This is a genomic window from Paraburkholderia sp. RL18-101-BIB-B, from assembly GCF_046026985.1.
Lineage (GTDB): Bacteria > Pseudomonadota > Gammaproteobacteria > Burkholderiales > Burkholderiaceae > Paraburkholderia.
Map to the genome: position 1 here is coordinate 39,164 of NZ_JARESV010000042.1, position 21,681 is coordinate 60,844.

Here is a 21,681-nt window from a genome sequence, read left to right on the forward strand (position 1 = left end):
GCAAACTACGCTGCAAACAGATCGTCTTCGAGCCACGACTTCTGTGCGACGGGCAAGACCTCGACCGTCGCATCAGGCACCGTATCGCTTTCACGCTCGGCAAGCACGGCCGTAAGTGGTTCGAGTGACGAAACAGCTGGCTCAGGCATCGGTTCCGCCAGAGCACCACCAGCTTCGCCATCCGTGAGATCGGCCAGCACCGCGGCAGCAATCGCTTCCGGATAGCCCGACTCAAGCAGCCGGAAACGCTCGACAATGGGCGCGGCATCCACGTTCGCATGCTCGGCCCACCGCTCGATCTTTCGATCGACGCTCGGCTCGATACTGATGCCCTGCGATCGCGAGCGAGTCACAGGCGAGATGCGCGGCTCCAGCTTCAGAGCCGAAGCGCCTACAAACAGCGCTTCAATCGCTTCCCGATCCACGGATTGACGATGCTCTTCGTCTATCTGCCAACGAACACGGACGAACTTGTCGCCCGCGTCCGCGGCAATGGCCGCGAGTCGCTCCATGTCCGGAGGGCCGTCGAAGTCAACACAGACCGTCTCGCGCGCCGGCGTCGGAACAAGCAACGCTCTCGCGCTGCCCGCCTCGACGTCCCACGCCAGGTAGCCCTTGTCGCCTTCCTCGCCGTAGTGAAAACGTCCAGGCGACCCCGCGTAAGCCACCACCCGGCCGCCGCGTTCCCACTGCTGCGACTTGTGGATATGGCCGAGCATGAACGCATCGCATTCGGCCTCGAACAACGCACCGAGGGAGAACTCGTGATCAAAGCCCGCCATCGTGACGCCATGCTCGGTCGTACACCCGTTGACCGTGCCGTGCGACACGCCGGCCGTCCGAATGCCGGCCGCCCGAAGCTGGGCATTGATGCGCCCGGCAGCTGCCAGATAGTCGCCCAGCACTGCTTCGAGCCCTGTCGCGGCATTCTTCGCGCCGACCGCCGCCGCCAGTTGCCCCTTGTTGATCGAGGGCAGACAGGTGAAAACGACATCGGCGCCGAGAGTTAGCACGCTGTGCAGCTCCTCATCGTCGAACACGGGCCCCGCCGAACCGAAGAACTTTCCTTCGAGAAGGCTAACCTGCTGCACGCGCTCGGCAATGAAAACCGGGTGATTCGTTCCCATCAACGCAAAGTTGCGAAGCGTTCCCGGTGGTTCATGCGAGAACGTGCCTTGCAGCATCAGGACCGGCATCGACAGGCTCAAATGGTTGATGTTCCACGCCAGCCGGTTCAGGGCGGGCGCGTGGGCATCGAGTCGATGATCAGTCGAGTCGCCCGAAATGACAGCGACATCCATGCACCGGTTCATTGCGTCCTGCACCGCGAAGGAAAAGCACCGGTCCGCCTCATCTCGGTTTTCCGGCGAGTAATGCAGGTCAGACATGTGAGCGATTTTCACGTCGCCTCCTGAAAAAGAAAAAGGCCGCCCGCAGGCAGCCTCAATGGATTTCGCGCCGTGCGGCGCGTTCGAAAAATGGTTATCGGGACAGCGTGTCGCGCACCTTCATCAGCGTGACGCCAAGCAGGTTCGTGCCCCGCCAGTTTGCCTTGTCGAGAATCAGCGGGTCGCGCTCGCCAAGTCCTACTCCCCAGATGCGGTCGTAGGGACTGGCTTCGACAAGCTCGGTCGGCGCGGTCGCCAGTAGCAGCGAACGCAATCCCGGATTCTGGGCAAACTTCTCCCGGCATCCGACATAGACGATCGACTCGCGCTTCGCTTCCCACGCTGCAAGGTCAAAACCTTTGACGCCCCGTCCGATCGCCTTCTGATCTTTCGGGTGTCGTGCCGCGAGGATCGCTTCCGCCGCTGCCTCGTCGCCGAAAAGCTTGGCCTTGGAGAACATCATGAACTGTTCAACGGACGTGAAATTCACGCCGTGATAAGCGAACTGGCAGCGATGCCAGTTACTCAGCGCGTCCTGCTCACCAAAAAACAGCGTGAAGTTTGCGATCTTGCGCATGGTTGAAGCTCCTAGAAGACTGTCATGCAGCCGTCGCCCTCTCCCCAATTGATCTGCAGCTTCGCAGGTTCGGGTTCGATGAACGACGTGCTCATGCACTGCTGACATTGGACAACGATCCGCTGCGTCCGATCCGCAGTGAAGACCTTGAACAGGTCACCACCACAACCGCCGCAACGCATCTGCTGCAGACCCGTGAGGGTGCCCAGATCGTTCGACATGAAGCTGATACTCCATCAAGACAGGGAAATGATCCGCCGTGATGGCGGAAGAATTCGATGCGCAGGGGTGCGCGGTCGAAAACGCTTTAGCAAGTTCGCTTGCTGAAAAGCTCTCGGGCGCCAGAAAGAGGGTGATGACTAGGGGTGACCGCCCCCCCTTGAAGAGGGGGCCGATCAGGTTCAGACGAAGCTATTCGCCTGTTTCATTTCATCGTCAAACACGACGGGATCATCGAGCGCTGCCGCGAGGCGTGCATTCATCTGATCGACGTCTGCCGGCCTTTCCGCCCAGCCGCGCCCGTACGTGACATGCGCGTATTTGCGAAAAGACTGCTGACGATCCGGCTGGCTGATACCGAGCCGGTTAAGCAGGTCAGACATGCGGTGCCGCTTGTCTTCAAGGGTTTCCTCCGGCTCCGGTTGCCCGGTCAATCCGCCGTCATCGCCGTCCGCACCACCGGTGCGATTAGCGTCCCCTTGCATTGACCCGTCTGTTGCCGGTTCGCCGGCCTCAGACTCTTCGAACGACTGCGTCAAAACTTCGACGTTGCCTGCTGCTTCGATCAAGGCCACTGCACGATTCGCCGCATCAAGCGCCGGTTGTGGCTCGTCGCCTGCATCCAGTAGCGCCCCAAGATCGATGTCAGCATCGAGCACCGTCAGCATCTGCTTCTGACGCACTGCCTGTCCGTTGTCGTCGATCCGCGTGATGTCGAACTCCTTCTTCGATAGCCAGAAGCGCGTGCCAGTCAGCCTGCCTCGCGCGAGCGAGACCGTCTGCATGGCCGAATACGCTTTCTGCAGGACATAAATCGAATTTGTTGGAAGCTCGATCAGTCCGAGGCCTTTGACGTCCGGGATCGCGAACACGAAGTTTGCGCTCAGGTTGCACTTGCGTTCCTGATACTGCGGGCACACGTGCGGATCACAGATGCCATCGGGAATGTCGTCATCCTGCCGCCGGATGACAAGGCGTCCGCCGAAGGATCGCCGCACCCGCTTCGCACGCTCATCGCGCTCGACCGGTGCATACGTCTTGCAGTAGCGCTTGCCGTCGCGACCATACTCCGAGAAATACTGCCGTCCCGTCGTCGTATAGGCGGCCATCTGATTGGGCACATTGCGCAGCCAGTCGTCGAAGGCGAACATGACCGGAAAACGGTGCAGCTTCAGGCCGTCGCCGCGGTCCTCGCCGTAAAGGCGAAGGATCTCGTCGGCCGTGTCGGGATTGGAAAAGTCCGAGCGTCTGCACGTGAAGTGCCCGACGTTTCGAGGAACAAGCGCGTTGCGCAGCTTGAGTTTTGTCTCGATGACCTTACCGATCGTCTCGTACGAGTCGCCGGCGGCCACCATCTCGTTATACATCCTGACCGCGTCCGGGTTGCCCTGCGCGTTTCGCGTGAGCACCTTGATACCGGGTCTGATCTTTCCAATGATCGGTGGGCGGATTGCGCGCTCCTCCACCAGACTGCGAGGCGCGTTGTCGAACATCTGGACGACTGCGTTCATGAAGGTTTCCTTGCGAGAAAAAAGATGGCGTTCGTGCGGAGCGTGCTGGCCTGGAATTCGATCTCCCGGGCGGCAACGTTTCCGCGTCGTTCGCTGACATGGTGGATAAAGACAGAGCGCTCGGCGTCGCTGAACATCGCAACCCGTGCAACCTCACAGCGACTGCGCCAGGCGTCGGACGACGTGTCTGAAGCGGCTCGCTCGTTGTCGATCTGATGCTTGATAGCCTCGGCAATGCGATCGTCGAGGCGGTCGGGCAACAACATAAACACCTCCAGTTGAGAAAAGTCCATCGGGGAACCGATGGACGAAAAAAAGGCCCGCTCCGGTCAGGGAGCGAGCTTCGTGAAATCAGGATAGATGTGACCTACGCGCCACGTCCCTTCTGGGGACGTGGCGTGCAGGGAGCGGCACCGGCAAACCGGCGCGCTCTGTCAGAGGACGTAAAGTCGTCCTCGCGCAGCATGGTCACGCTGCGCAACAGCCCATTTTCGGAAAATACATTCCGCCGCAGGAATCACGGATCAGCCAACTTCGATCGTTCTACCCAGATCAGGCTCTGGAGAGAGAACACCCGAAAACCTGGGTTCGAACGATGTACCGGCGCAAATGAATGCAGGCCAAGGTACGAGTATCACAGCTGAAATAGGGGAATCTGTAGCGGGCAGATTCGGCACAAGAAATATCCACACCGGTAGCTATCCGGTCGGAGCATGCGCAAAAGCACGACTTGGAGAAAGAAGATGGACTCCGGGCTTGGAGTCGAGGTCGATGCGTCAGAGACGCGGGGAATGGATTGAAGTATCCGGGCAAATGACAGGTGTGGGCGTCTGAAAGCTCGCGAAATTGATATAGCTTTTGCCCGCTTGACTGAGCGGTGTTCAGTGAGAATTTATGTGAGAGAGAACACATACACCGAGAACATGTTATGTCTGGCTTCGACACGGAAAAGCCCGATGCGGCTGACCCAGCACGGCTGATTTCCCCTTCTAGTGCGACCGAACCGGTCGCGGGCGGACTGCGTCCCATCAAACGACTCACCAGCGATGACCGCTTGGCGCGCATTCATCCCGAGACGCTCGCAAAAACCGAGTTGTTCTATTACTCTGACTTTGCCCGCACGTTCGTCCGCTCCGACTACAACTTCTGCGCAGCGAAGATGACAGTCGCCCGCAGCGGCAAGCTGCTCGCACTCGAAGCGGAATTCCGTACGGCCGAAGAGTTCTTCCGCAAGGCGCTGGCCTGGGCGAACCGCCTGCACGGCCGCAGCACCGGTCTGGAGCCGGAGCGGGTGACGCTCGAAATCAAGCACCCAATGTCGGGGCGACTGGTCCGACTGCTCACCATCTACGACCAGCTTTTCAGCAAGACCATGGAAGCCCTCGTTGCGCGATCTGTCATGGCTCACGAACGTAAGGCGGCACTAGACGCTGCTGCGGCACGCATCAAGCAGATACCCATCCTGTGCATGCCCGACAACGACCGGTACGCCCCCGAAGGCGTCCTGCTTCCCGACTCCGACGACACCCACTGAACCCGCTGGCTTTACGCCCGCTGATCGACGTCGCCCTAGACATCGCGCGGCATCGGGCAGGCTGTAATCGACACAACGAGAAGAGGCTTCTTCATGGACATTCGCGAGATCCAGCGACTGCACGCGCAGTTTGCCCCGGATTCGATGGTCATCGACCTTCCCCGCCAGATCGCCGCACTCCCCGGCCCCGCCGACCTTTCGCAGTCGGAACCGGCCCGCGCTACGGGCGGACGTTTCACAGCTCTTGCGCCCCGCGCACGGCTGGCCGCGATTGCGCTCGCCGTCGCCGGCATGGTCGGCATGGCTGGCATGGGCGCAGCGTCGCTTTACACCGACGTGAAAGCGCGCCATTACACGGCATCTGCGGCATCGACGGCAGCACCCGCGCCTAGCGTCGCCAGCAGGAAAGGCGACGAACTGATTGCAGCAGCAGGCAAGTCGGAGGTGCCGGCCTACAGGGAGGTCGATGCGACGCCCACCCACCCGGTCAGCGCAGCGCCCGCATTGAGCGCCAGCGACTTCGCTTTTGCGCGCTCGCTTGGGCTGACTGCGGACCAGTTCCGTGATTCCCTGAAAGCACCGACGCGCAGCGCACAGGCCGCGACGCCAGGCACCGCGCCCATGCTGACGGGCGAGGCGCAACTCGCAGCCGCCTCGCCCATCCATCGCGCGGGCGCCAGCCGCGAAACCGCAACCGTCGCCCAGCCATTGGCGACGCCAGTGCAGGTCGCGCCCGCCCAGCCTGTCGCCGCTCCGAAGCCGGCCGCACCCGCGCAGAGCGCGGCGCAGCCAGCACCGGGACCCCAAGCCCCGCTCGCGGCAGCACAGGTGCCCGCGCCCGCGGTACAGGCGGCGCAGCCAGCGGCGGCCACCCCGCAGCAACCGGCCGAGGCGGTTAAACCGGCGCACGCCGCTCGTCACCGCATTTCGCGTCCTCGCGCGGAGCAGAACGCCGAGTCCAATACCGATGCCAGACCGTCGGCCGATACCCGTGCCGGGTCTGCCGAAGTGAAGATGTTTTAGGAAGCCCTGACATGAAAAACGAACTTTCTATCACCCTTGTATCCGCCGGCTGCACGATCAGCGGCGACATGATCGTTGATCACGGCATCAGCTATTTCGGCCTGCTCGACGGTGGCCTCATTTCCACGCAAGGCCTGTTGCACGTCGGCGAAGGCGGCCTGATCAAGGGCAACGTCCAGGGCGACCACGTGCGCATCGACGGCCGCGTCGACGGCAACGTTCATGCCCGCGGGACACTCGAAATCAACGGACACGTCTCGGGCGACATCATGTATTGCGGCACGATCCGTCTCGGACCCCGTGCAGCGCTTAACGGCACGCTCAAGCGCGTGGCGCGCATGCTGACGGTGGAACCCGGAACTAACGAGAGCGCGAATGCCGATCTGGCCAGCGCTGCCACAACTGCGGCAGCGCCAGAGCGCGCGGAATCCAATGTGACCGAGCTCTCGCGTGCCAAGGCTTAGAAGCTTGGAAACCTTTGCTATTGCTGGCAACGAACCGTCCAGCCAACCCTTTGCTATCGTCCACGGCGGATAAATCGAATGAAAAAGGCCCTCGCTATCGTGTTAGCCGTTTTTGCCACCAGCGCACTCGCTGTGGAAAACTCACTGCCCACCGACCCGCAAAGCGCGGCAACCCACGACGTGCGCGAACCATCCCTTGCAATCACGAGCGACCAGCCCGGCCGGATACCCTCCGCGACCTCGCAGGTTTTTTACCAGGTGACTCTTTCGCGGGACGGAAAAGTTCTGAAGTCGTTCAACCTCGTGACGGACAACGGCAAACAGGTAACCGCAACCAGCGAGGAAACCGTCGCATACCTAGCCTCGTGCGATGCGGCTGACGGCTGTTCGACCGGCGCGATGCATTCGGGCCTCTCGCTGTCTCTCACACCTCGAGTCGGAGCAGACGGGGTCATTCTCACTTCCTGCAAAGTTGACCTTCAGACATTGAGCCGCGCCGACGACTTGAGCTCCGCTAGCGATTTCTTCACCTATCGCGGACAGGAAATGACCATCTCGCATAACGGACTTCTCCTGACAATCAAGGCAAAGGTCGCTTGAAGACCACTGTCCGGACTGCCAGGCCGTCGCCAAAAGCGACATGTTCGGGACTATCTCGATAAGGATAAAAGCCATGAAGTTACGCGTTCTAATCAAGTGGATTGCGGTAGCCGTCTCAATTGCGATGCCCCTAACGGTGGTGAGCATGGTTTCGGCCTATGTCGACAACGGCTTGGCTTTGGCTCGAGCCTCGCTCATTCAAGCTGATGTCGTGCGGCTTGCCGAGCTTGCTGGCGATGTCCGTCTCCTTCCACCTGAGGATGCATCGGTCCTCCTGGCAAGACACGGCCTAAGTTCATCCGAAAGTCTGCAGAAGAAAATCAAGCTCGCGCAAACCACCTTTGCGCAGACTCGCGCAGACGTCGAAAACACAGCGCGCCGCGTCTGGCGCGATACAGCAATAGGTTTCCTTTGCGTGGCGATCAGCAGCTGGCTCGCAGTGACGCTGGCTATCGTGTTCCCACCCAAACGCCCAGACGGCTCCGCCGCTGCGGCGTAACGCTCTCTAAAAAAAGCGACGTGGATTACCGCACCCGCGACTGGGAAGCTGCAGCGCAGGAAGCCGCCTTTGACGGGCTGTGCTTCTGCATGCTCAGCGATGGCCGTTTCATCAACCGGCAGGCGATGCCGGATGACACGTTGCACCGCAGCCGCTTTGCTTTGACCGCTGCCTTTCTCGAACAACACACCGCTTCCCTCAACCCGGCGCCTCAAGTCTTGCGGGCATGACGGCCGACGACTGACCCTTTCATCGAAACGCAGACCCACCATGAAATTCGTGCGCAAAACACTGTTCGCCACGGCGATCGCTGCAATTCTCATTACGGCGCCAACGCGGCTACGCCGGTGACCGTCCAGACGCTGGACGTGACCTGGTACAAGGGCGGTCAGGTGATCGACAAAGGCCAACACATCGTGAACGATGGATCCAGTCTCGCAACCTACCTGCATCGCAGCGGAAAGGATATCGGCTACGCCAGTTGCACTGGCGCCGCAGGATCGATACGCCTGAGTGCCGAAAACAAGTTCGTCGGCCGCTCGCTGCTCATCAGGCCGGTCTCGGCGAACGCCGGGAAAGTCCAGCTCTCGGTCTCTGCAATCGACACCGCGCTTGACGGCATCCGCAAGACGGAAACCGCGGACTGCACCTCGGAGGTGGTCGACGTCCACGGCTACACCGCGTCCGACATTCCCGTCGAGCTCGCTGACGGACAAACGGTTGAAGTACCGCTAAACAATCCGCAGTACAGGCTGGTGCTGAGTCTTCACCGCGACGCGCTCTGAGCGCGAGGCAGAAAAGGAAAGGGAGCCAAGGCTCCCTTTTTTTTGTCTGTCTCACCGTTTCTCCGACGCCCCACCCCGTTGCGGACCATCGGACGGGGCGCCTGCAGAAAAGTGGGCTGGGGTTATACTGACGCCGTCTCCTCCATGTCCTCCATCATGGATTCAGGCCCGCCTCCCGCGGGCCTTTTTCTTATGCGCGGCGTCGCGCGGCCGCACCGCCGGTTACTTGCTGAAATCGGCCGAGTCGATCCATCCATCGCTGGCCAGAACGAGCGTGCGCGTTCCTTTGGCGTGGTCCGCCAGTCGCGCATTGAGCCCGTACGCCTTCTGGACGCCATCATCTTTCGCCCACGACGGCACGTCGGTCGGGCTGAAAGTGAACGACACTTCAGAGATGGTGTGCCCGAGCGCGTTGCTGGGCTCCGAAAAGCGCGCCACCTCATCGACCTTGTAATGGCCGGCACACAGCGTTAGTTCGTCCTCGCTCACCAGCGCCTTTTTCCCGGCGTCAGTCAGGGAGTAAGTCTTTGTCGGTGCTACGTACTCGCCACCGAGCCAGCCGCGTTTCTTCGCTGTCCCCTCTGAAACCGACAGGAGCCCCGCATGGACGAGTACGTCCAGCGGACGGGTGGCGGACGCGTTAGCCTGCTCTACTCCGGCCTCAAGGCTCGCTATCGTTGGTTTGGGCTGGAGGGCCACGACCAGCGGGTACCGCCTGTTTTCGGCCATCACGAACGGCTGGACAGGAATGCACTCCCTCGCGAAGTGGGCGTTGAGCGCCTTTTCGAAATTCCCATTGTTAGCGTCTTTCGGAGAGCCACATGCTGCAAGCGCGAGCACGGCGGTCATTGCAGCGGGGGTGACAAGCTTTCTGATCATTGCTGTTTCTCTTTCGTAGAACGGTGGCCTGGCCACGGTGGAATAAGCGCCCTGTCGCCGAGGACTGATTCGCCTTCACGCAGCTTGCGCGGGTTGCTCGATCTGGGCCTCAGCGACAAATCGCGAAGCGAAGTTCTTTGCGGTGCCGGAAAGCATCAGCGTCTCTCGCGCGCGGGTCATCGCGACGTAGAACAGCCGTCGCTCTTCAGGTTCGGTTGACTTGGCGTCGGGGACGATAGTGTCTTCGGACCGGGCGATCCAGACGTGGTCCCACTCAAGTCCCTTCGAACTGTGCATAGTCGTCAGGACCAGCGCGTCCGGTGCGGGCTCGTTGTTGTCCTGTCGCAGAAAGAGCAGCCGCGCGGCGAAAGTGCCGTTCAGACGTGAAAGCACGTCATACGTTGCCTGGATCGTGCGGATGCCGTTTTCCTTCTTCGTGTACTTGAGCAACCACTCGTTCACGCCTGAGAGCACCAACGAATAGAACTTCCGCTCACACAGCCCTCGCCACTCGGCGAGCCGCTTCATGAACTCCCGGTAGTTCGTCGCCACGTCTTCCGGCAGGCCAAGCTCGACGAGCTCGCCGCGCGGCTTCTGGACGAGCTCGGCGCCCATGCTCGCATGCAGCGCACGGAGATGGTCCGCATGAAGGCCCGAGTGCGCCAGAACGGCGTCAAGCCCCGTCGCCTTCACGCCCTCGATAATTTCGAGGAGATTGCACAGCAGTGCGCCCTCAGGGCGGTTCAGGACCGATGCGCCCGACGCACGGTGATACTTCACGCCGTAGGAGCGGCAGACCGCCTCGAGCGGATCAAGGATACGGTTGGTTCGGGCGAGCACCGCGCAGGTTTTGCCAGTGCGCAGTAGCGGCGCAAGTGCCTCGATGGCGGCTTCCGCTTCAATGTACTCGTCGGCGTGCCGCGAAGTCTCAACCCGGCCGCCCACACCCTTCTCAGCACGCAGGACCTTGGGGATACGGTCCGGATTGTTGCGAATCACCCGGTCGGCGGCCGCGAGAATCTCGGCGCGGCAGCGATAGTTGCTCCCGAGCACGACCGGCTTGGCCTCGAATTCCTTGATGAAGGATTCCATGCCCCGGTAGCCGAGCGCTTCACGGAAAGCATAGATGCTCTGATCGTCGTCGCCCACGACCGTCACCACCGAGCCCGCCTTCGCGTGAAGTTCGATCCAGCGGTATTGCAGCGGGTCAGTGTCCTGAAACTCGTCGACGAGCAGGTAGGTGAAGGGATATGGCAGGATCGTGCCGTTCTGCATGCCCTCGACGGCGAGCCGCAGCATGTCCTGAAAATCGATCTTGCCGTTGCGCGCGAGCGCTTCCTGGTAGGCGCTGTACAGCTGGCCGTCGGCGCTGTTGACGTCGCACCGGCCGAAATTCGTCTTGATCTTTTCGATCGTCGGAATCACGTCCTCGGCCTTGCCCTCAAGCCCCAGGTCCTGCATGACGCGAATCAGCAGCCCAAGACGGTCGCCGTCGCTTGCGATGTCGGGCGGCCGGCCACCGGGGCGCTGAAGCTGCTTGAAGGCAAGCGAATGGAACGTGCCTGCAATCAGCCGCTTTTTTGCCGCCTTCCCTGCAACCGTCAGAATCCGCTCGCGCAGTTCGACCGCAGCATCTTTCGAGAATGTCACCGCGCCCACTACGGCCGTGCTTTCCTGAAGAAGCAGCGCGGCTTTCGTGGCGATCGTTTTTGTCTTGCCCGCGCCGGGGCAGGCAATCGCCACGCAGTTCTGGCGCAACTGGGCGACTTCCCGCTGTTGCGGATTGAGTTCGTCCAGCATGACGCCCCCTTACAGGCCGCGAACCGTGGTCATCAGGCGCAGGTGCGTCATGTAGCCACGAACGCCGAGCGGGTTCACTTTCTTCAGGAAGTGCACCGTTTCATCATCGACGTCTGACTGATCACGAATGCCGTTCCAGACCATGAAATCGAACTGGTCCATCACCCTGTCGAACTTCATGATCGCCGAGAGGACGCGCATCGAGAAACGCGAATACACCTCGACGGTCATGTCCAGCGCAGGCATCGGGATCGAAGGCTCGAATACGAATTCGCCGCCTTCGCGAAGCTCGACCTCTTTCTTTTCGCGGAAGCCCACGGCCACGCGCAACGACTCATCCACGTATTCTTCGATCGACTTGATCTGCTTTTCGAAGAAATTATTCACCGCGTTCTTGTCGCCCTCGCCGAACGTCGAGTCGCCAAATCGCTGCATGTTCACGCTCATGCGGTTCAGGTACGGCCACCATTGTTCGAACAGCGGCTTCAGGCGCGTATGGTTCAGGCGGACCTGCGCGGGCACGACTGCCGCGCCGGAAAGCTGACGCTCCATCAGTTGGCGGCCGATCTCGCGGCGGCGCTTGATGATGGCGATACGCTCAACCGCTGGCAGATCCCGGAACAGCTTGCGGGTCTTCTCGACCTCGGCGCGCTTCATGTTCGCGTCGTCGGGCGAAATAACACCTTCCTTCTGCAGACGATCCGCGTCCGCTTCCATCTGCGTCAGCTCGCTCTCGATCTCGCGCTCGCCTTCATCGGCGCCGTCGTGGCCTGCATCGCCGCTAACGTGCGATGCGTGGGCCAGTGCGTTCAGACCGGCCGCAGCATCAGCGGCAGTCGCAGCCGACGCCTGCGAATCTGCCGTCACAGCGTGTTCCAGTTCGGTATCTGCCACAGTGGTGGTGCTCATGCCCGTTTCTCCTTGGTGGACCTATGTCGTTTCATCGTTGGGTAATCGGGCACGCGCAACGCGTCCCCACAACGCAATTGTTGCGGCCTCACCCGACGCACAACGCCCGAAACACGTGTTATTTCAGAAGCCTTTAGCGGCGAAGTGCCCGTGCGACTGGCGGACGACCGTGAAATGAGGACGTCTCGTCGGCAACGCAGGGATGCCAACGAGCAAAGAAGGAAACGGACAGAAGGGGGAGATCGGGAGGGAAACGGACGCCGAGCAGGTCGCGGCATCCGACCTGCTTTCCGAGGCTTTATCTTGCCGACTGGAACGACTCTGCGGCCTTCCAGAGCAGCGCGCCAAGGAGCGCCGCAACGGCGAGCCAGTAGGCCGCCAGCACCGGCACCGGCACAAGAAGCACGCCAAGGAGCGTGCCTGTAACGATCAGCAGGCCGTGACCTGCAAGATGGAAAGAGAGCGGGCTGACGAATCCTGCTGCGGCCGCCTTGATTTTCCTGCGCGCCGCACCGTCGATGAACATGCCGAGAGCGAAGCACAACGTTCCGACGATCCACATCTTCATCACCATCGCGCGGAATATCGCCCGGTAGGCGAGCAGCCAGAAGTTCTGCGTCCACGTGGCCGAGAAGTTCGATATGCCGCCGTCATTGAAACCGTTGAGATTACCCGACGCGGCCAGCGTGCGGTGCAGGAGGCCGTTATCGACAAACGAACGCTTGAACACTTCGTTCGCCGAGCGCACTGCCGCGTCCGCCCTCTCCTGTCCAACCGACGCGACGAGCGATTCGGTCTCGGCGTCGGGCACTTCGAACAGCTTGCGCTCGGGAATCGCCGGCATCACCGCAATCGACAGTATCGGCACGAGAAGAAACCAGACCTTGATGTGCGATCCGAAGCGGCTAGCCATGGATCAGCCTCACCACGAAGAGAAGCGGGACCACAGCAATCGCCAGCAATCCGCCCCAGAAAAGCTGCGGGCGGTTGACGGCGATGGAGGCCAGCGCATAGCAGCGTGCGCCCGCGCCCCATGTGAACTCCTCAGGCGGCGTTGCGCCCGGCTCGTCGAAGGCGCCCGCGGTATTGAGGGCGCGCCTCGCGGTGTCGGAATCAACCCGCGACAAGTTCGCTATTATCGTAGCGGTGAGCGACATCATATTCCTCGAAGTAGCGACGGAACGCCTCGCCTTGCAGCACGCGTGACGCCAGTTGGAAAGCCGCGGTGCGCTCGGTGATGTGTTCCGGGCAGCGCTCATCGACCGTTTCAATCTCAGCATTCTGGTGCCTATCCTCGAAGGCTGGAATCGGCTCCAGCATGGGCGACCAGACACTAACTTTGTCCCCGCGACGCGCCACATAGCGGCGCGCATAGAGCGACTTGGCAGGCTCAAACAGTCCCTGCATGAACGCGACATGCTGATCGCCCGAACGCTTGGCCCGCTTGAAGCTGGCCAGCGCCGATTCGATCATCTCTGCGGCCAGCGGACCCTTTTCTCCAACGAAGCGTTCGCCAACGAAGTCAGCAACCCGCGAGCACGCAAGCTCCAGATCGGGCGCGACGTTGAAAACGGGGATCAGCTTGTGGGAGAGCTTGTGATCGCGAATGATGTTTTTGAAAACAGCGGACATATAATGTGGTTCAGCCTTCGATAATTGGAATTCGGCCCTGGTAGACGGCACCGCCCGAGATGCGCATGAAGTACTGCAGGTTCGGCAAACGATGGATCAGAGGCATCGGAATCAGCGGCACCTTCTCCAGTTGAAGGGTGCGTGACTGGGATCCACTGAATTCCATTGCATGTGCTTCGGTCGTGGTGTTCGTGCTGTTCGAGATGTTGACCACCCGAATCGCTGTCTCCCCCACCTTGTCCGAGAACCACTTGGCGGTATCGCTATCTTCAAGTCTAAGGATCACCTGGTTGTTCAGGTTGCCCAAAACCTGCAACATTTTCGCGGCGTTTCCAAGCTTCGCTTCGAGGTCGGCCCGCGCCTGGAAAGCGACGAATGCCTTGAAGCCCGCGCCACGGCCCTTATTCAGAATCTGGATCACCTGCTCGTTGATCGCCTCGGCGATCTCGTCGATGATCAGAACGACGTCGGGCTTCTCCGCATAGAAGTTGTAGATCGAGCCGCAGACCGCCGCAACGTCCGACAGCGCCATCGACGCGATCGCTTTCTGCACGATGTTGTTCGACAGCGAGTCGAGGCCCATGTACAGCACGGCCTTCTGCTTGATGATCTTGTCGATGTCCCAGATCTCGCGCTCGTCCTCGAAGTCGTCGGCTTTCGGCGCGAGCATCAGGCCCGTTTCGCCTGTCGCCAGCATCTGCAGCAACGGCAGCGCTGACGCGATGATCCGCATGTAGTGCTCTCGGTCGTGCGTGTGCGTGGCGATCAGGCCATCGATGGTTTCGTGCCCGCGGTCGTGCGCCGCAAACCGGTCCATATAAAGCCTGGCCATCCCGTCGACGAGCGAGATGTCATTTTTGCGCACAGAGTCCTTCACCGTCTGGGCGACCGTCAGCTCTTCCCAGTTCGCCATACCGTTTTCGAGGAAGAAGCGGCGCAGACCGCGCTCCAGCAGCGTACCGATGCCGGATTGCGCGTACTTCAGGATCGAGCGCAGGTTCGGCTTGTCGCCGACATACAGTTCGCCCTTCACCGCACGGTCGATGAACAGGAACGCGAAGTCGCGAAACGGTCCCTCTTCCATCAGTTGCGCGATCCGCGACGGAATTTCGGAAGGCTGCGACCAGTTTTCCAGCGGATTCAGGCGGATCGACTCGTGCGGTTTGGCCTGATTGAAGTACAGGAACTTGCGGCCGGCGCGTGCACACTCCTTCTCCACCCGCTTTTTCCAGTCATCGTCGTTTTTCGGATCGACAATGATCAGCACGTCTTTCGGGTTGTGGATGACCTGCGTCGAGATCACCTCGTAGGTGCGGGTTTTGCCCGCGCCGGTCGTGCCACCAACCAGCGTGTGCCCGCCCATCGCCTTGTAGTGGAACGGCACGCGGACCTTTTTCGGCTCCATGCCATGAATCCACGACGAGCCCTGAGGCATGCGATCGCGGATGCTGTCGCGCGGCGCGAAAAGCAGTTCAATCCGCTCCTCGACCTTGCGACCCAGCTCCGTCTTCTTGAGCCATTTTGGCAAGGACGGAATGTCGGTGACGGGCATGCGCAGAATGTCGTGCGCGATCTGCGTGTGCTTCTGGGTCCACTCAAAGCCGGTGCCGAGATACATCGAGTCCTCGCGCTCGCGCATCTTGCGCTGGGTGTCCAGCAGCTTGCCGATGTGAATCTTGCTGAGCCATTTGGTCGAGATCGCCATGCGGAAGCTAAGTGCCCGCCACACCTGAATGCCGCGGACGATCAGGATCGCGAGACAGACGAGCGAGAACGCCCATCCGTACGGCATGCCCGATGCGAGGATGCCCACAATCGCGACAGGCCAGACGATCAGCGGGCGGAACTCGTAGATCGGGCGGAAGTGGTTGATGTAGTTCATGGCGCGGGGCGCTCCGAAATCAGGCGACCAGCACGCTCAACAATGCAGATGTCGTTGCCGGCCGCTCGCAGCAGCAGGCTGCGCTTCCTGAGTTGCTCAACAAGCGTATCGCTCGTGATGCCGTAGCCGCCGATCAGGCGCTTCTGCACGGCCAACCCTTTTTCTTCCCACGTGACCTTTGCCTTGCCCGCCGCGACATCGCCCGCGAGCGCCCTGAAAAACTCGCGCATCATCGCGGAGCCCGGGCCGAGTACCTCGGTCAGTTCCTCGTCAGTGGGACCGTTGCGGCTCGGGCGCCCCGCTGTCGGCACTCCTGCCGCCATCTGCGACGAGTCTACAGCACCTGCGGGCGTGGCGCGCGCCGTGGGTTCGACGGGGCCAGTCGCGGCCGCGGTGGAGGCCTGGGCTTCGCTGCGCTCCAACGCATCGAGCAACGACTGGGAAAGCTGTGGGCCGCCTGAGGCGGAACCGGGCGTCGACTCTTGTGCCGGACCGGTCGTATGGGCCGCAGCAGGCGGTGCGGGCGCCGCCGGCGGCTCATTGGCTCCATGCGCGGATGGGGCGAGCGGTGCAGCTTCCGCCGGGGCGGCCGGAACGGGCGTTCGGGGCACAACCTGCGGCTGAAGCTCGAGTGCCACATGCACCGCGGACGGCACGTCGAACTTAACCGGCGCAAATACGCCGCGCTGCGCCTTGCGCTCAAACTCGACTGAAACGTCCATCGCCTGGCGCACGACCTTGTGCACCAGCGCTTCAAAACCCTGCGGGCTCTTTTCCGGATTGATCGCGCCGAACAGATCCGCGAGCACCGCGCTATCCAGCCCCGACAGCAATTCGGGCGTAATGACGGTCTGCGCGAACATCGCCGTGCGCATCCGCTCGCCCTTCAGGGATGCCGCGCGACGCTGCACCAAATAGTCGCCATCGCCAATCCAGTTGCCGAAAGCGCCATGAGCCGCCGGACTCCACGGCATGTGATCAGCCGCGCGCACCAACTCGAAATGCCTGCATGGCTCGTCAAGCGACGAGCAGGCCGCAGCGAGAAACACCGCGTAGATGTACTGCGGTTCAAGCCGTCGACGCTTGTCCGAAGTCATGTCAGCCGCAAACTTCTGGCCGCCGGCCAACCGCATCGCATAGAAGGTAGACTCGATGGTCGCCCGGAAAGCCCCGCCCGGCTCGGCGTGCAGTTCGGGCGTGAGCGGCATGGAAGAAAACCACGCGGCGCACCGGCGCAACACCGACAGCCATTTGCGTTCGAACTCCGCGTCGGTGCTTTCATTGGCGCACTGCCGTACAAGTTCAATGCGCTTGCCGTGAGTCGCCAGCAGGTCGCCTGCCTTCATTGGACGGTGGACGGCGCTCATGGGATAAACCTCATAGCTGTCTTGAGCGCGGTGGTACCCGTCGCGCCCGAGCCGCCACCAAATATGCCGGCGAGCTTGGGGATCTCGAAGGACAGCATCAGGAGAAATAGCGCAAGATCGAACGCAAAACCGGCGCTCAGCTGCGTCGCTGTACCGTTGCTGGTTGCCTTCCCGACAGCGCTGGAAATCGAACTGCCCATCAGCTTGTACAGGACCGCCACCATCACGACGTACATGCCAGCATTGATCATCCAGTCGAGCCAGCGTTGGAAGTAACTCCGGGTGTAACTCGAAAAACCGAGCGCCATTGCGATCGGACCGAGCACAATGCCGATGGCCGCATGAATCTGGCCGATTGCCGTGTAATACGTGAATACGATTGAGGCGACGCACATCGCCAGGAAGGCAAGAAAGAGCGCAACGACGTCTGTGAGCGTGCCGTTGAAGTCGGTCAGCAACTTGATGTTCACAATCTTTGACTTCACGGCATCCAGGAAACTGCCGCCAAGCGTCGTGAGTTGCGTCGATATGTCGTTGTTAGCGCCGCCGCCTATGCTTGTCGCCAGATCCTGAAACCAATTCCAGAAGCCCGGCGCGGACGTGGTATATCCGAGATACAACGCGACGAAAATACCGAGAACGGCAATTTCCTCAAAGAGGCCCACCCATGCCGTTACCGCGTGGTGCGTCCCGGCGAACCGCACGCCCGCCAGAACGAGCGTGATGACTCCCAGCCCCCACGCAAATTTGTTCGAATACTGCAGGACGTTGCTGCTTGCTGTGACGGCGTTAGGTATCAGGTTTCCGACCAGCCCTGAAATCTGCCGCTGCGCATCGCCCGCCCCTTTCGCGAACTCGCCGTTGGGGCTTGAGAGAGGCGCTGCTGTTGACGACCCCGATGTAGCTGTAGGACCGGACGTCAGCGTCGAGCCGTCCGGCAGCGTCAGGTCGTCTGCAAAAGCAGCGGGCGCTGCGAGCGCCGCCCCAAGCAGCAGGCAGACCGAAAGCAGCACGTAGCGCACAGAAGCAAAAGAAAAGAGCCTCACGACTTATTGCCCCAACACATTCGATGAGCCTAGCGTGGCGTTGTAAGCCGCCCGCTCCTTGTCCAACTGGATCTGCAGTGCGGCTTTGGCCGTATTGCGCGTCTGGTCGTCGGCCGTTTTTGCGGACTGCGCGACGGCGTCGCTCTGCTGCTTTGCGGCCATCATCTGCAGCATGTCAGTGTTTTGGCTCGCGACAATGTCCAGCAGGTGCGTCGTCAGCTGCGCGGTAGCCTCAGCCGTCGGCGACATGTTCAGCTGATCCTGTATTTCCTGACGGCGCTTGGCGAGTGTGCTCACGTGCGAGACAACGTCGTTACCCATCTGGAACAACTGTTTGGCCGTCTTGTCGTCATTGCTGATGAGCGTGCTCTGATCAGAAAACCACTGCGCCGGAGTCTTGCCGGACTGCGTAATCAGCGCCTGAACCTTCGTTGCGTATTCCGCGTTTGACTGGAGCCCCCCGTAGAGCGACTTCAGCGTATCGGTGTACTTGCCCAAGCTGCTGATGTCGTTCGTGATGGAGGTTGCCTGGGCGAGCATCGCGGACGGATTCAGGTTCGTCGCCTGCTTCAACTGGTTCAGCATCATCTGATACTGATACATGATGTTCGTGTCCTGATACACCTCGCCCTTGACCGCGCCGATGGCAGTCATCGTGTTCTGGATCAGGTTCGTCGGGTCGATAACGGCAAGCTGCGCGTGACCCTGTTGCATGAGGCCGAAAGTGAGCGCGGCCATCGCCGTCGCGGTGCGGAGCAGTTTTTTGGTCATGGTGAGGATTTTCAGGAGTAAGACTGTCGTTATGCGTTTGCGAGGACGTCTCGCACGTACTCGTCCTGCCAGTTGTCGACGCCCGACTTCACGTGCTTGTCGAGGATCGCCTGCGCGCGGCCATCGGAGCGCAGGTAGGCAAGCGATTCCTTCGGGAAGCTCGCCTGCAGCATGCGCGTCTGCGTGGACGTCACCCACAGGTAGTCGCGGTTGGGCACCGCGTTCGAGATCATCCTGATCTGGTGTTCGGTCAGGCCGAAAATGTCCCGGTACAGCGTCTGGTTGTTGATCGCGTCGCTGTTGGGCAGATAGATGATGTTCGGGATGTTCTCCTTCATGATCTCGAAGTTGGCCACCCGTGCGAGCTGCCCGAGTGATTGCGTCGCCATGAGGAGCGCCGCGTTCAGCTTCCGGATGGTCACCGCCCAGATTTCAAGCCGCGCGTAGAACTTCGGATAGGTGAAGAAGAACCCAGCCTCTTCGATCTCGATCACGGTGTAGCGCTTACCGTCGAGGATCTGGGCGATCCGGTAGAAGGCATAGTCCATGAACAACGCGGCCGCCACCGGAAAATTCTGGAACAGGTCGCCCATCTCGATCGACAGGTCGTCGGACAGCGCGAAGCCATCCTCAACGTGGTCAAAGAACCTGCCGTTTTTCTGCCCCTCAGTCCAGACAGCCAGTCGTTCGCGCAGGTCGTCCGGCAGGAGCGTAATAAGGCCGGTCAGCCGCCACTTTTCAGGGCCGTACGCTTTCGCAAGCGTCCGGATCCGCTCAAAGATGATCGTTTCCTGCTGTGGCGTGCACGTGTAGTCCTCGCCCTCGATGACGAGCTTTACCCACTCGGCCACATACGACCAGTGTTTCTCTTCCCCGATCAGCGAGAGCGGGTTGACCGACGTTGCCGCCTCAAAACGCCCCGTGGCGTCGATGAACTTGCCGCCGCCGAGCAGCGTCGGGATGCGAGTCGAACGGTCCTTGTCAAAGCGGATGCGGCGTGCGCCATGCCGCCCGGTCTGCGACATCAAGTAATTGAGAATCACCGACTTGCCTGCGCCGATCGGCCCAACCACCAGGGTGTGCGCCTTGCCTCCGGGGTGATGGAGGTCGACGTTTTGCAAAGTGCGATGGCGCGTGGGCAGACATGTCAGCGGCCCGGTCTTCTTGCCAGACTGTTGAGTCAGCCATTCGTTGAGGGTTGAGCCTTCGCCCACGCTGCACAACGGCGCAATGTCGGATACGGCGGGTGTTTCGACAAACTGCAGGCGCTTCTGCTGGTCCCAGCGTCCAGGTAGCGTGGAACACCACGCGGCGAAAAGGTTGTCTTTCTCCACGATCACGCCGAAGCCCGCATTGCCGATGACTCCGACGACCTGTCGGGTTGCGTCCTCGCATTCTTCGGGGGTGTTTCCGTAGACGACGACAGAGATGTTTGCAAAGCCGTACTGCTGGCCTTCCGCCTCCAGCTTCGCAAGCGCCTGACTGGCCTCTTTCGCCAGTTGCTCACGGCCTTCGTCGTTCTTCTGCTCTTCCTTGGTGGCCCACTGCTTGAGGATTGCGACCGGGTTGAAGGCGGCCGCCTTGTAAAACCCGCGGATTTTCCGGATATAGGCGCTCGCGCGGGACGTGTCGAGAAAGCGGAACATGACGCACACGTCGAGTTCTGCATCAACCTGTGACAGCACATCGAGCGCCGCCTCCTGGAAGCCCATCCATTCCTTCACGCCGATGATCCGCGCGTAGACCTTGCCGTGGGCAGATTCGAACATCAGCTGCTCGGCACCGATGGTGACCCGCGTCTCGGTCAGATGCGTGTCAAGCATCGTCACCGGGTAGCGCACGCGCCGCTTCGGCGTGCTCGGGTTGGCGCGCTGATGCAGAAAGGACAGCGCATTCTGCAGTTGCAGCCGCTTCATCTTCAGGCGAGTGACCCCGCCAGTGAAGCCGTCGATGACAGCCTCAAACCGCTTGATCTCGTTCTGGAGCTTGGTGAGATCGAACACAAACGCACTGCGCGCGAGCAGCATGTCCTTTGCGGCTTCGAAGATCGCGACGCCCACGTTCTTGCCGCCAACGGTCATGTGGTAGCCGATCTTGTCGAAGATGCGCGAGAGGCCTGTCTCCGGTGTGAACGCGAGCGCGAGGGAGTGCGAATTGCGGAAGAACTTGCCGCTACCGATGTTCGCCTGATTGATCGCATCGATTCGCGCGTCTGCATCCGTAGCAAACTCGCCCTCGACGCCGCCTTTTACGCGCCTGTGAGAGACCCGCCACCACGCCGTGACCCGATGATCGAAATTCCGGCACGCGTGGTCCAGATTGTCGCGCGCGGCCGTAATGTCGCCCGGGTTCGGCGTGTCCGCATCGATGCCGTCGAATTCGAACACCGTGACGAGAGAGCCATCCTTGTCGAGCACAAGCTCGGGCGTGACAAGCGTCATCCACGGCGCAACTTCCTGCACCGCGCGCTTCGTGAATGGCATTTTCAGCATGGAAGGTCCTGATCGAATCCGTAGGGGCGCTTGAAACGGGCGCTGAACTTGCCGTGCGGCTCCGGCGCATAGACGTCCGGATAGCGGTTGTAAATGAGCATCACCAGCCGCCACCAAGGATCCTTGGAGCTGCGCCAGCGAAGATAGAAATGGACGATGATGCCGAGCGCAAGAAACGACGGCGTCCAGCTCGTGTAAGTGAGCAGCGCCGTGAGCGTGCCATTGAGAATCGCCAGCATCCGGTCCGCCCCGCCCATCTGGCGTGGCAACGAGAGCCCGCGGCTGACCTTGTGCTGGCGCATA

The 21,681-nt window shown here is 61.1% G+C and carries 24 protein-coding genes; 7 read left to right on the top strand and 17 right to left on the bottom strand.

Going from position 1 to position 21,681, the window contains the following annotated elements:
• Window positions 1-5 precede the first annotated feature (5 nt).
• From P0D73_RS35980 to P0D73_RS36000, 5 genes are all read right to left on the bottom strand, one after another.
• On the bottom strand, window positions 6-1,403 hold the full coding sequence (locus tag P0D73_RS35980) for a metallophosphoesterase family protein (protein WP_408256040.1): 1,398 nt from the start codon (window positions 1,401-1,403) through the stop codon (window positions 6-8).
• A gap of 79 nt (window positions 1,404-1,482) precedes the next feature.
• Window positions 1,483-1,965 (bottom strand): riboflavin biosynthesis intermediates N-glycosidase, encoded by a 483-nt coding sequence (ybiA, locus tag P0D73_RS35985; RefSeq protein ID WP_408256041.1) that lies wholly within the window; start codon window positions 1,963-1,965, stop codon window positions 1,483-1,485.
• Window positions 1,966-1,976: 11 nt separating this feature from the next.
• On the bottom strand, window positions 1,977-2,186 hold the full coding sequence (locus tag P0D73_RS35990) for a hypothetical protein (protein WP_088177004.1): 210 nt from the start codon (window positions 2,184-2,186) through the stop codon (window positions 1,977-1,979).
• Window positions 2,187-2,366: 180 nt separating this feature from the next.
• The gene (locus P0D73_RS35995) at window positions 2,367-3,695 is read right to left on the bottom strand and encodes a recombination directionality factor (protein WP_408256043.1); all 1,329 of its coding nucleotides are present in this window, start codon (window positions 3,693-3,695) and stop codon (window positions 2,367-2,369) included.
• Window positions 3,692-3,958: a DUF7696 family protein gene (locus P0D73_RS36000; RefSeq protein ID WP_408256159.1), complete on the bottom strand. Its 267-nt coding sequence runs from the start codon at window positions 3,956-3,958 to the stop codon at window positions 3,692-3,694. The genes P0D73_RS35995 and P0D73_RS36000 overlap by 4 nt, the downstream gene beginning before the upstream one ends.
• Before the next feature lie 665 nt (window positions 3,959-4,623).
• On the opposite strand from P0D73_RS36000, the gene P0D73_RS36005 reads away from it, so the two are divergent.
• The 7 genes from P0D73_RS36005 to P0D73_RS36035 all read left to right on the top strand — a co-directional run bounded on the left by P0D73_RS36005 (window position 4,624) and on the right by P0D73_RS36035 (window position 8,600).
• Complete coding sequence (locus P0D73_RS36005) at window positions 4,624-5,229, top strand: DUF1845 domain-containing protein (protein WP_408256044.1); 606 nt, start codon at window positions 4,624-4,626, stop codon at window positions 5,227-5,229.
• Between the two features lie 93 nt (window positions 5,230-5,322).
• Window positions 5,323-6,252 (top strand): hypothetical protein, encoded by a 930-nt coding sequence (locus P0D73_RS36010; protein ID WP_408256046.1) that lies wholly within the window; start codon window positions 5,323-5,325, stop codon window positions 6,250-6,252.
• Window positions 6,253-6,263: 11 nt separating this feature from the next.
• Complete coding sequence (locus tag P0D73_RS36015) at window positions 6,264-6,716, top strand: bactofilin family protein (protein WP_408256048.1); 453 nt, start codon at window positions 6,264-6,266, stop codon at window positions 6,714-6,716.
• A gap of 78 nt (window positions 6,717-6,794) precedes the next feature.
• The gene (locus tag P0D73_RS36020) at window positions 6,795-7,316 is read left to right on the top strand and encodes a hypothetical protein (RefSeq protein ID WP_408256050.1); all 522 of its coding nucleotides are present in this window, start codon (window positions 6,795-6,797) and stop codon (window positions 7,314-7,316) included.
• Window positions 7,317-7,389: 73 nt separating this feature from the next.
• Window positions 7,390-7,815, top strand: a complete 426-nt coding sequence (locus tag P0D73_RS36025) for a hypothetical protein (protein ID WP_408256051.1) — start codon at window positions 7,390-7,392, stop codon at window positions 7,813-7,815.
• 20 nt (window positions 7,816-7,835) lie between these two features.
• Window positions 7,836-8,045: a hypothetical protein gene (locus tag P0D73_RS36030; RefSeq protein WP_408256052.1), complete on the top strand. Its 210-nt coding sequence runs from the start codon at window positions 7,836-7,838 to the stop codon at window positions 8,043-8,045.
• A 117-nt stretch (window positions 8,046-8,162) separates the two neighbouring features.
• Window positions 8,163-8,600, top strand: coding sequence for a hypothetical protein (locus P0D73_RS36035; RefSeq protein ID WP_408256053.1), 438 nt, complete (start codon window positions 8,163-8,165; stop codon window positions 8,598-8,600).
• Between the two features lie 222 nt (window positions 8,601-8,822).
• On the opposite strand, the gene P0D73_RS36040 is transcribed toward P0D73_RS36035, so the two are convergent.
• The 12 genes from P0D73_RS36040 to P0D73_RS36095 all read right to left on the bottom strand — a co-directional run bounded on the left by P0D73_RS36040 (window position 8,823) and on the right by P0D73_RS36095 (window position 21,680).
• Window positions 8,823-9,479, bottom strand: a complete 657-nt coding sequence (locus P0D73_RS36040) for an SEN1982 family lipoprotein (RefSeq protein ID WP_408256055.1) — start codon at window positions 9,477-9,479, stop codon at window positions 8,823-8,825.
• 75 nt (window positions 9,480-9,554) lie between these two features.
• Window positions 9,555-11,279: an ATP-dependent helicase gene (locus tag P0D73_RS36045; protein ID WP_408256056.1), complete on the bottom strand. Its 1,725-nt coding sequence runs from the start codon at window positions 11,277-11,279 to the stop codon at window positions 9,555-9,557.
• A gap of 9 nt (window positions 11,280-11,288) precedes the next feature.
• Window positions 11,289-12,188, bottom strand: coding sequence for an ATPase (locus P0D73_RS36050; protein ID WP_408256057.1), 900 nt, complete (start codon window positions 12,186-12,188; stop codon window positions 11,289-11,291).
• Window positions 12,189-12,486: 298 nt separating this feature from the next.
• Entirely contained in the window at window positions 12,487-13,101 is a 615-nt protein-coding gene (locus tag P0D73_RS36055; RefSeq protein WP_408256058.1) for an IncC plasmid conjugative DNA transfer DtrJ family protein, read from the bottom strand.
• Entirely contained in the window at window positions 13,094-13,315 is a 222-nt protein-coding gene (locus P0D73_RS36060; protein WP_408256059.1) for a hypothetical protein, read from the bottom strand. Before P0D73_RS36060 ends, P0D73_RS36055 begins: the two co-directional genes overlap by 8 nt.
• Window positions 13,302-13,820 carry a hypothetical protein gene (locus P0D73_RS36065; RefSeq protein ID WP_408256060.1) on the bottom strand — a complete coding sequence of 173 codons (519 nt, stop codon included), beginning with the start codon at window positions 13,818-13,820 and terminating at the stop codon, window positions 13,302-13,304. Before P0D73_RS36065 ends, P0D73_RS36060 begins: the two co-directional genes overlap by 14 nt.
• A gap of 10 nt (window positions 13,821-13,830) precedes the next feature.
• On the bottom strand, window positions 13,831-15,702 hold the full coding sequence (gene traD / locus P0D73_RS36070; RefSeq protein ID WP_408256061.1) for a conjugative transfer system coupling protein TraD: 1,872 nt from the start codon (window positions 15,700-15,702) through the stop codon (window positions 13,831-13,833).
• Complete coding sequence (locus P0D73_RS36075; protein WP_408434974.1) at window positions 15,699-17,069, bottom strand: TraI domain-containing protein; 1,371 nt, start codon at window positions 17,067-17,069, stop codon at window positions 15,699-15,701. The genes traD and P0D73_RS36075 overlap by 4 nt, the downstream gene beginning before the upstream one ends.
• Window positions 17,066-18,115 (bottom strand): type IV secretion system protein, encoded by a 1,050-nt coding sequence (locus tag P0D73_RS36080; protein WP_408256063.1) that lies wholly within the window; start codon window positions 18,113-18,115, stop codon window positions 17,066-17,068. Before P0D73_RS36080 ends, P0D73_RS36075 begins: the two co-directional genes overlap by 4 nt.
• Before the next feature lie 3 nt (window positions 18,116-18,118).
• Window positions 18,119-18,886 carry a type VI secretion protein gene (locus P0D73_RS36085; RefSeq protein WP_408256064.1) on the bottom strand — a complete coding sequence of 256 codons (768 nt, stop codon included), beginning with the start codon at window positions 18,884-18,886 and terminating at the stop codon, window positions 18,119-18,121.
• A 29-nt stretch (window positions 18,887-18,915) separates the two neighbouring features.
• Window positions 18,916-21,378, bottom strand: a complete 2,463-nt coding sequence (locus P0D73_RS36090) for a VirB4 family type IV secretion system protein (RefSeq protein WP_408434978.1) — start codon at window positions 21,376-21,378, stop codon at window positions 18,916-18,918.
• Window positions 21,372-21,680, bottom strand: a complete 309-nt coding sequence (locus P0D73_RS36095; protein ID WP_408256068.1) for a hypothetical protein — start codon at window positions 21,678-21,680, stop codon at window positions 21,372-21,374. Before P0D73_RS36095 ends, P0D73_RS36090 begins: the two co-directional genes overlap by 7 nt.
• Between the last annotated feature and the right edge of the window lies 1 nt (window position 21,681).

Excerpts from the sequence above, each read along its gene's own strand:
- ybiA (WP_408256041.1), bottom strand. The coding sequence starts at position 1,965 with ATGCGCAAGATCGCAAACTTCACGCTGTTTTTTGGTGAGCAGGACGCG.
- P0D73_RS35990 (WP_088177004.1), bottom strand. The coding sequence starts at position 2,186 with ATGTCGAACGATCTGGGCACCCTCACGGGTCTGCAGCAGATGCGTTGC.
- P0D73_RS35995 (WP_408256043.1), bottom strand. The coding sequence starts at position 3,695 with ATGAACGCAGTCGTCCAGATGTTCGACAACGCGCCTCGCAGTCTGGTG.
- P0D73_RS36005 (WP_408256044.1), top strand. The coding sequence starts at position 4,624 with ATGTCTGGCTTCGACACGGAAAAGCCCGATGCGGCTGACCCAGCACGG.
- P0D73_RS36010 (WP_408256046.1), top strand. The coding sequence starts at position 5,323 with ATGGACATTCGCGAGATCCAGCGACTGCACGCGCAGTTTGCCCCGGAT.
- P0D73_RS36015 (WP_408256048.1), top strand. The coding sequence starts at position 6,264 with ATGAAAAACGAACTTTCTATCACCCTTGTATCCGCCGGCTGCACGATC.
- P0D73_RS36020 (WP_408256050.1), top strand. The coding sequence starts at position 6,795 with ATGAAAAAGGCCCTCGCTATCGTGTTAGCCGTTTTTGCCACCAGCGCA.
- P0D73_RS36025 (WP_408256051.1), top strand. The coding sequence starts at position 7,390 with ATGAAGTTACGCGTTCTAATCAAGTGGATTGCGGTAGCCGTCTCAATT.
- P0D73_RS36040 (WP_408256055.1), bottom strand. The coding sequence starts at position 9,479 with ATGATCAGAAAGCTTGTCACCCCCGCTGCAATGACCGCCGTGCTCGCG.
- P0D73_RS36045 (WP_408256056.1), bottom strand. The coding sequence starts at position 11,279 with ATGCTGGACGAACTCAATCCGCAACAGCGGGAAGTCGCCCAGTTGCGC.
- P0D73_RS36050 (WP_408256057.1), bottom strand. The coding sequence starts at position 12,188 with ATGAGCACCACCACTGTGGCAGATACCGAACTGGAACACGCTGTGACG.
- P0D73_RS36055 (WP_408256058.1), bottom strand. The coding sequence starts at position 13,101 with ATGGCTAGCCGCTTCGGATCGCACATCAAGGTCTGGTTTCTTCTCGTG.
- P0D73_RS36065 (WP_408256060.1), bottom strand. The coding sequence starts at position 13,820 with ATGTCCGCTGTTTTCAAAAACATCATTCGCGATCACAAGCTCTCCCAC.
- traD (WP_408256061.1), bottom strand. The coding sequence starts at position 15,702 with ATGAACTACATCAACCACTTCCGCCCGATCTACGAGTTCCGCCCGCTG.
- P0D73_RS36075 (WP_408434974.1), bottom strand. The coding sequence starts at position 17,069 with ATGAGCGCCGTCCACCGTCCAATGAAGGCAGGCGACCTGCTGGCGACT.
- P0D73_RS36085 (WP_408256064.1), bottom strand. The coding sequence starts at position 18,886 with ATGACCAAAAAACTGCTCCGCACCGCGACGGCGATGGCCGCGCTCACT.
- P0D73_RS36090 (WP_408434978.1), bottom strand. The coding sequence starts at position 21,378 with ATGCTGAAAATGCCATTCACGAAGCGCGCGGTGCAGGAAGTTGCGCCG.
- P0D73_RS36095 (WP_408256068.1), bottom strand. The coding sequence starts at position 21,680 with ATGCGCCAGCACAAGGTCAGCCGCGGGCTCTCGTTGCCACGCCAGATG.